The 8,568-nt window shown below is 46.5% G+C and carries 7 protein-coding genes; all 7 read left to right on the forward strand.

What is annotated here, in order from left to right; genetic code table 11:
* On the forward strand, window positions 1-194 hold a 194-nt coding region (locus GRP75_RS14730; protein ID WP_160789662.1), incomplete at its 5' end, for a nucleotide exchange factor GrpE.
* Window positions 195-281: 87 nt separating this feature from the next.
* A complete protein-coding gene (gene dnaK, locus GRP75_RS14735) occupies window positions 282-2,126 on the forward strand; it encodes a molecular chaperone DnaK (protein WP_023989512.1) in 1,845 nt (614 codons plus the stop codon).
* Window positions 2,127-2,373: 247 nt separating this feature from the next.
* Window positions 2,374-3,504 carry a molecular chaperone DnaJ gene (gene dnaJ / locus GRP75_RS14740; protein ID WP_023989511.1) on the forward strand — a complete coding sequence of 377 codons (1,131 nt, stop codon included), beginning with the start codon at window positions 2,374-2,376 and terminating at the stop codon, window positions 3,502-3,504.
* A gap of 155 nt (window positions 3,505-3,659) precedes the next feature.
* Window positions 3,660-5,315 carry a DcuS/MalK family sensor histidine kinase gene (dcuS, locus tag GRP75_RS14745; protein ID WP_160789663.1) on the forward strand — a complete coding sequence of 552 codons (1,656 nt, stop codon included), beginning with the start codon at window positions 3,660-3,662 and terminating at the stop codon, window positions 5,313-5,315.
* A complete protein-coding gene (dcuR, locus tag GRP75_RS14750) occupies window positions 5,308-6,015 on the forward strand; it encodes a two-component system response regulator DcuR (RefSeq protein WP_160789664.1) in 708 nt (235 codons plus the stop codon). The genes dcuS and dcuR overlap by 8 nt, the downstream gene beginning before the upstream one ends.
* A 121-nt stretch (window positions 6,016-6,136) precedes the next feature.
* Window positions 6,137-7,483: a 2-hydroxycarboxylate transporter family protein gene (locus tag GRP75_RS14755; protein ID WP_023989508.1), complete on the forward strand. Its 1,347-nt coding sequence runs from the start codon at window positions 6,137-6,139 to the stop codon at window positions 7,481-7,483.
* 63 nt (window positions 7,484-7,546) lie between these two features.
* Window positions 7,547-8,568 (forward strand): NAD(P)-dependent malic enzyme (locus GRP75_RS14760; protein ID WP_160789665.1); only part of this gene is annotated, 1,022 nt, incomplete at its 3' end.

An 8,568-nucleotide genomic window follows, 5' to 3' on the forward strand; every position in this document is an offset into this window, starting at 1 on the left:
AGAGTGTGCTTCAGGCAGAGGGTGTAACGGCCATGAATTCGGTGGGACAACCGTTTAATCCGGATTTCCATCAGGCTATTATGCAGGTGGAGAGCGAAGAGCATGAGGAAGGCATCGTCGTTGAAGAGGTACAAAAAGGATACATGCTGAAGGACAAGGTGCTTCGTCCAGCGATGGTAAAAGTGAGCATGTAGCTTTTTCAATATACATTAGAAATACATCATTTTGATTCAACCATTCTGGCCCGCGGGCCTCGTATATACAGAAGGAGGAATTGTCCGATGAGCAAAGTAATCGGCATTGACTTAGGTACAACCAACTCTTGTGTGGCTGTTATGGAGGGCGGCGAAGCGGTCGTTATTCCAAATCCGGAAGGCGCACGCACAACCCCTTCCGTTGTTGGTTTCAAAAAAGATGGAGAACGTACTGTAGGGGAAACGGCAAAACGCCAAGCAATTACGAACCCGGATCGTACAATTATGTCCATCAAGCGTCACATGGGTACAAACCATAAAGAAAGCATTGACGGCAAGGAATATTCCGCACAGGAAATTTCCGCTATGATTTTGCAAAAGCTGAAATCCGATGCTGAAGCTTACCTGGGACAAACGGTTACTCAAGCTGTTATTACTGTTCCAGCTTACTTCAATGACGGTCAACGTCAAGCAACCAAGGATGCAGGTAAAATTGCTGGTCTGGAAGTTCTGCGGATTGTCAACGAGCCAACAGCAGCTGCATTGGCATACGGTATGGAAAAATCCGAAGACCAAACGATCCTCGTGTATGACTTGGGTGGCGGTACATTTGACGTATCCATTCTGGAACTGGGCGACGGTTTCTTCGAAGTTAAAGCAACAAGCGGCGATAACAAGCTGGGTGGCGATGACTTTGACCAAGTGATTATTGATTACCTCGTAAATGAGTTCAAAAAAGATCAAGGCATCGACCTGAGCAAAGATAAAGCTGCTGTACAACGTCTGAAAGATGCAGCGGAAAAAGCGAAAAAAGAACTGTCCGGCGTACTGACAACGACGATTTCTTTGCCGTTTATCACAGTAGCTGATGGCGTTCCACAGCATTTGGAGTTGAACCTGACTCGTGCGAAATTTGAAGAATTGTCTGAAGGTCTGGTAGAACGTACATTGGGACCTACTCGTCAAGCAATGAAAGATGCAGGCATGAGTGCCAGCGACATCGACAAAATCGTTCTGGTCGGAGGTTCCACACGTATTCCGGCTGTACAAGAAGCAATCAAAAAGCTGACAGGTAAAGAGCCACACAAAGGCGTAAACCCTGATGAAGTGGTAGCTTTGGGCGCGGCAGTTCAAGCGGGTGTACTGACTGGTGATGTGAAAGACGTCGTTCTCCTTGACGTAACTCCACTGTCCCTCGGTATTGAAACCGCAGGTGGCGTGTTTACTAAAATGATTGATCGTAACACGACGATCCCTACGAGCAAATCGCAGGTATTCTCGACATATGCCGACAATCAGCCTAGCGTAGAAATTCACGTGTTGCAAGGTGAACGTGAAATGGCAGCAGGCAACAAAACACTGGGTCGTTTCCAATTGGGAGATATCCCTCCAGCACCACGTGGTGTACCACAAATCGAAGTTACCTTTGATCTGGATGCGAACGGTATCGTGAACGTATCCGCTACAGATAAAGGCACAGGCAAAAGCCAAAAAATTACGATCACATCTTCCAGCGGCTTGAGCGACGAGGAAGTAGAACGTATGATGAAGGATGCCGAGTTGCATGCGGAAGAAGATAAAAAACGCAAAGATTTGGTAGAAGCGAAAAATGCTGCGGATCAACTGATCTACTCTGTAGACAAAACGATTAAAGATCTGGGCGAAAAAGCGGATGCAGGCGAAGTCGAAAAAGCAAATGCAGCTAAAGAAAATCTGCAAAAAACGCTGGAAACCGACAACCTGGAAGACATCAAAAAAGCTACTGAAGAACTGACTGAAATCGTTCAGCAATTGTCTGTGAAGTTGTATGAGCAAGCTGCTCAAGAAGCACAGGCTCAACAAGCTCAAGACGGCGCAGCAGACAGCAAAGGCCGCGACAATGTAGTTGACGCGGACTATGAAGTTGTTGACGAAGACCAGAAGAAAGACTAAGCTACGGATCGGGCAGTGGTAGCTTTACGGTACACCGATGCGTTATGATATACTGAATAGTAATTGCAGCGTAGCTGCCTTGATAAATAACAATTAGCCGAAGGGTAACAGTTATTTCCAAGATAAATAAGCATATTACGGGTTGTACTGCCTTGAAATGATGGGAAGGTCAAAGCCGGGTCATCCCGTGCCTTTGGCTTTCCTTTTATATGTAGTGCAGACACGTTGTAGGCATGGGGGTGGAACATTGGCTGATAAGCGTGATTATTATGAGGTGCTGGGCGTCGCGAAGGGCGCTTCGGATGAAGAAGTCAAAAAGGCTTACCGTAAGCTTGCGCGTCAGTATCATCCGGACGTGAACAAGGCTGCGGACGCGGAAACTAAATTTAAAGAAGTGAAAGAAGCTTACGATGTTCTCAGCGATGGTCAGAAGCGGGCAAGATACGATCAGTATGGTCATGTAGACCCGAACCAGGGCATGGGAGGCGGCTTCGGTGGTGGCGCCGACTTCGGTGGCGGGTTTGGCGATATTTTTGATATGTTCTTTGGTGGCGGCGGCAATGGTCGACGTGATCCGAATGCACCGCAGCGTGGGAACGATCTTCAATATACGATGACGATTGAATTCAAGGAAGCGGTGTTCGGTAAAGAAACCGATATTCATATTGAACGTACGGAAACATGTGATACGTGTCACGGTACGGGAGCCAAAGCGGGTACTCAACCACAAACCTGCTCCGTCTGCCACGGCAGCGGACAGGAAGAAGTGGTGCAGAATACACCGTTTGGTCGCATGGTTAATCGACGCGCCTGCTCCAATTGCGGCGGTTCCGGTAAAATCATTAAAGAAAAATGTACGACTTGTAGCGGTTCGGGTCGGGTACGCAAGCAACGTAAAATTCATATCCGCATTCCAGCGGGTGTAGATGACGGCGCACAAATGCGTATTAACGGTGAAGGCGAAGGCGGTGTCAACGGAGGACCGGCAGGTGACTTGTACGTCGTGTTCCGTGTGAAATCGCACGACTTCTTTGAGCGTGAGGGAGACGATATCTACTGTGAAATTCCGCTGACGTTCTCACAGGCAGCATTGGGAGATGAAGTCGAGATCCCAACGTTGACCGAGAAAGTGAAGCTGAAAGTTCCAGCAGGTACGCAAACAGGTACTTACTTCCGTCTTAAAGGAAAAGGTGTGCCAAAACTGCGTGGCGTAGGTCAGGGTGACCAGCATATTAAGGTCGTTGTGGTAACGCCTAGTAAGCTGAGTGAAGAACAAAAGGATTTGCTGCGTCAATTCTCTTCGCTTAGCGGAGAGCAGACACATGAGAATGAGCAGTCTTTTTTTGACCGTGTGAAGCGCGCCTTCCGAGGCGACTAAGCCCAATTAGGAATCGCGGAGCTTCAACCATGAATCAAAGGAAACTATTCCGCAATTGCGGGATAGTTCCTTTTTTTATATTCACGTAAACACATACATAACCATTTTTGTATAGGCATGTTGAACTGTTGAGATTTAATATCAAGTAGAAAGGGGTGAGTTCCATCGGAAATGTACAGCTCAAGCTACGTCGGGGTAAACCGCTATTAAAGCTCAGAGGCCTAATTACACTGCTAGTATGTCTAGTTATGGCACTTGTGCTTCTGCCTGTAACCCTGTTATTTGCTGAGAGAGTGGAACATGAAACTGAGAAGGGACTGGAAGAAAAGGCAATGTCCATCGCGCGTACACTCGCCCATACGCCGCTTATTGTCGAGCAATTGCAAGGGACGGGTTCGTCTCCTTCCATGCAGGAGTATGTGAAGAGGGTTTCAGCAGCAAATCACATCCAGTTTATCGTGGCTATGGATATGAAGGGAATTCGTAAAACGCACCCGGATGCTAGGATGATCGGCAAAGCTTTTGTCGGCGGAGACGAGTATACTGCACTTCATGGCCATGAGAGCGTGTCTGTTGCGAAGGGAACATTGGGCTTGTCCATGCGAGCCTTTTCCCCCGTGTTCAGTTTAACGGGGAAACAGGTAGGGGCGATTGTTGTTGGTATATCCATGCAAGATGTACAGATGGCTCAGGAAGGCAACAACCGTCTTATTGCTATCGCCATTGGCACTGGAATGTTGATTGGCACTGGAGGTGCGGTTGTGCTGGCTCGTAAAATCAAAAATATGCTAGTCGGACTGGAGCCGCCGGAAATCGCACGCTTGCTGGAGGAACGCAGCGCTATGTTGCAATCCATCAAGGAAGGGGTTATTGCGGTAGATGAATTCGGTCGCGTCATGCTGATGAATGCAGAAGCGATACGTCTGCTTAGGCAAGCGGGGATTGAAGATTTCTCATTCTCCGGACAGGAGATTACCGTTTATTTATCCGCTTTTCGATTGCAAGAGGTCTTGGAAGCGAGTACTCCACGGATGGATGAGGAAATGGAACTGGGTGGAATAACCTTGCTGACCACCAGTGTTCCGATACGGGTCAAAGGGGAAATTGTGGGAGCAATTGTAACCTTTCGGGATAAAACGGAGATGAACCAGCTTGCGGAACGTTTGACAGGAGTGTCCCTGTACACGGAAGCACTACGTGCGCAGGCTCATGAATTTATGAACAAGCTGCATGTCATTATGGGGATGGTACACTTGCGAATGTACGATAAACTGGAGCATTACATTATGGATGCCGTCGAGCATCATCAAGTGGAAATTGGCTCCATCACCCGGCAGATCAGGGACCCAGTTATGGCAGGGTTTGTGTTGGGGAAATTAAGCCGGGCCAGAGAAGTAGGGGTGATTTTTGAACTGACTCCAGGTAGTTACTTGCCCGAATCCAGTCAAACTCAGACGACGCATGAACTGATTACTATTCTTGGCAATCTGTTTGATAATGCGGTGGAGGCGATGGAATCTTTGGAGCACAAACGGATTACCCTTTCACTTTATTATGAGGAAAGCCAGAAGAACGGCTATCTGACCTGTATCATGTGCGATAATGGTCCGGGTATACCGGAAGGTCTTGTGAAGGCTATATTTGAAAAAGGTTTTTCGACCAAGGGAGAGTCACGAGGGATGGGTCTTTATCTGGTGACGCAAAGTGTGAAAAGATTACAGGGAAGCATAAAGTTGATCCCAGCCGAGCAAGGGTGCTGTTTTCAGATTACGATTCCATACATTATAGCGGGGAATGATGAACATGATTAATGTCCTGATTGTAGAAGATGATCCGATGGTTGCGGAATTTAACCGCAAATATATGGAGCAGGTAGAAGGTTTTCGATGTGGGGGTTGGGCTTCTTCTGTGGAAGAGGCTAAGAAATATATAGCTGAACAAGCCATTGATTTGATATTGCTAGATGTGTATATGCAGGAAAGCAATGGCCTCGATTTACTGTCATTCATACGGGAGACAGGTGTAAATATAGATGTCATTGTCATCTCGGCTGCAAGTGACATGAACAGTGTCAAAAAAGCGATGAACTTCGGTGCGGTGGATTACTTGATTAAGCCGTTCCACTTTAACCGTTTTTTGGAGGCCCTCACGGGGTACCGAGAGCACATTAGCATCGTGCGTGAGCGCAGCCTACTTTCGCAGGAAGAACTGGACCGACTGATTTATCATAAAAGCTTGACTAAAGACTTGGCACGGTTGCCCAAAGGCATAACTAAATCCACGCTGTCTATGATATGGAATTGTATCCAGCGGCATAATAAGGTGCTATTTTCCACCGAGGATATTGCGGAAAGTGCAGGGATATCCAGGGTGTCTATGCGCAAGTACCTGGCTTTTATGACAGAGATTGAGGCTCTTTCCATGGAAACCATATACGGTACCATAGGGCGTCCTGTTTACCAATACCGAATATTGCCACAGGCAGAAGGCATCATGAATAGTTTTATTTAAATCTTCTTTCTGATTACTTTAATTACAAAAGTGAATGATTAGTTTTAAAACCAAATAAAGCGTTTTCCAAGGTGTAGAATGGAAACATGATCATCATTCTTCACTTTATGGAGGGAGATTTATGGAAAATGCTACGAATCAGCCTGTCATTCAAAAGGGGCAAAGATGGAGTAAAAATTTTGTAGATGGCATCAGAATGCTGGGTAGGGTAAAGGTGGGGGTTATTCCTCTTCCACTCTATGCCGTGATCGCGCTAATTGTTTATGCAGCTGCAATTACTGAAAGACTTCCGAACGATCTGTTGGGCGGGTTTGCCGTCATCATGATTTTAGGTATACTTCTCAGTGATCTAGGGGCCAAACTTCCGTTGCTTAAGCATATTGGCGGGCCGGCCATTTTATCTCTTATGGTTCCATCGTTAATGGTATTTTGGAATATGTTCAGTCCATCTGCGATGGGTGCTGTACACACGCTTATGAAAACCTCGAATTTTCTTTACTTCTACATCGCATGTCTAGTAACGGGAAGTATTCTTGGCATGGATCGGAAAATGCTGATGAACGGAATTGTCAAAATTTTTGCCCCCATTATTATAGGATCTATTGCAGCTGTTGCCGTGGGGATGGTGGTGGGGATGGCTTTTGGCTATAGCGCCTATCATACATTTTTTTTCATCATCATTCCGATTATCTCCGGTGGGATTGGGGAAGGCATTTTACCGTTGTCCATTTCGTATGGATTGGTGCTGGGCAAGGATTCCGCAGTATTCGTATCCCAGTTTATCCCGGCTGCAATTATCGGGAACATTGTTGCAATCATAGGTGCGGGTGTTCTGAAGAGATTAGCAGAGAAAAATCCAAAAACTTCAGGTAACGGTAGGTTATTAAAACTAGAGAAAGATGCAGACAAGTTAGCTCCGGCAAGTTTGGAGCAATCGATTTCTTTTCCATTGATGGGAGGAGGCCTGCTGTTAGCTTGCACTTTCTTTATTGTGGGTAAGTTGCTGGAGCCGTATCTCCATATTCCAGGTCCGATCCTCATGATTCTGGCGGCGGCATTAATTAAGTGTATTCAGATCATGCCGAACACATTGGAGCAGGGAGCTTTTCACTTGTACAAATGTATAACGGCAAGTCTGACGTGGCCCTTGATGGTGGGATTGGGAATTTTGTATGTACCTTTGGATAGTGTAGTTGGGATTTTAACGGTTCCTTATGCCATCACCTGCGCATCTGTTGTAGTTGCATTGATTGTTACCGGATACTTCACAGGAAAATGGATTCACATGTATCCCGTAGAAGCTGCTTTGGTGACTAGCTGTCGTGGTGGATTAGGGGGCACGGGAGATGTAGCCATTCTGTCTGCGTCCAATCGGATGGAACTGATGCCTTTTGCGCAAATTGCAACACGTATTGGAGGGGCAGGCACGGTCATTTTAGCAACTTTGTTACTCCAATTATGGAGCTGATGAGTTTTATACACAGGACTGAGATTCATATCCAAATAGAGACATGGAAGGACGGAGAAAAATATGAGCAGTTTAATAGATGAAATTAGAGAATTACACGCAGGTGGCAAAATGGAGACCTTACCAAAGAAGCCAATTGAAACGATGGAGGGGCTGTCCAAAGTTTATACGCCGGGTGTAGCTGAAATCTGTATGGAAATCGCCAATGACCCAGCCAAAGCGTATCAATTAACGATCAAAAAGAATACAGTAGCAGTCGTATCAGACGGAACTGCGGTACTTGGATTAGGAGATATCGGACCGGAGGCGGCTATGCCTGTGATGGAGGGTAAAGCAGTGTTGTTCAAACAATTTGCAGGTGTTGACGCCTTCCCAATCTGTCTCAACACGAAGGACGCTGATGAAATTGTTCAAATTGTCAAAATGATTGCTCCTGCCTTTGGCGGTATTAATTTGGAAGATATATCTTCGCCACGCTGTTTTGAAATCGAGAGACGGTTGAAGCAGGAACTGGACATTCCAGTATTTCATGATGATCAGCATGGTACGGCAGTCGTTGTATTAGCGGGTCTGGTCAATGCATTAAAGGTATGTGGCAAAAAAATGGAGGATGTCAAAGTTGTATTTGCAGGGATCGGTGCGGCGGGTATGGCCTGCTCCCGTATGCTGCTTAAGGCAGGTGTACGCAATCTGATTGGCGTTGATCGACAGGGAGCTATTCATCGTGACGTGGAGTACAGTAACCCGCATTGGACAGAGTATGCGAACATGACTAATCCGCACAATTTAAGTGGAAGTTTATCCGATGTGATTGTGGGAGCTGATGTATTCATCGGTGTGTCAGGCCCGAATATACTGACTGTGGAGGATATACAGAGCATGGCAACTGATCCTATTGTGTTCGCCATGGCGAATCCGAAGCCGGAAATTGATCCGGCTGTAGCCGCACCTCATGTACGTGTGCTTGCTACTGGCCGCTCCGATTTTCCAAATCAAATTAACAATGTGCTATGCTTCCCGGGAATTTTCCGGGGTGCTCTAGATTGCCATGCTACGACGATTAATGAGGAAATGAAACTAGCTGC

Origin of the sequence: Paenibacillus sp. OT2-17 (assembly GCF_009827695.1) — a bacterium.
GTDB lineage: Bacteria > Bacillota > Bacilli > Paenibacillales > Paenibacillaceae > Paenibacillus > Paenibacillus polymyxa_B.

Coding starts and splice junctions, on each gene's coding strand:
- dcuR (WP_160789664.1), top strand. CDS start 5,308: ATGATTAATGTCCTGATTGTAGAAGATGATCCGATGGTTGCGGAATTT.
- GRP75_RS14755 (WP_023989508.1), top strand. CDS start 6,137: ATGGAAAATGCTACGAATCAGCCTGTCATTCAAAAGGGGCAAAGATGG.
- dnaK (WP_023989512.1), top strand. CDS start 282: ATGAGCAAAGTAATCGGCATTGACTTAGGTACAACCAACTCTTGTGTG.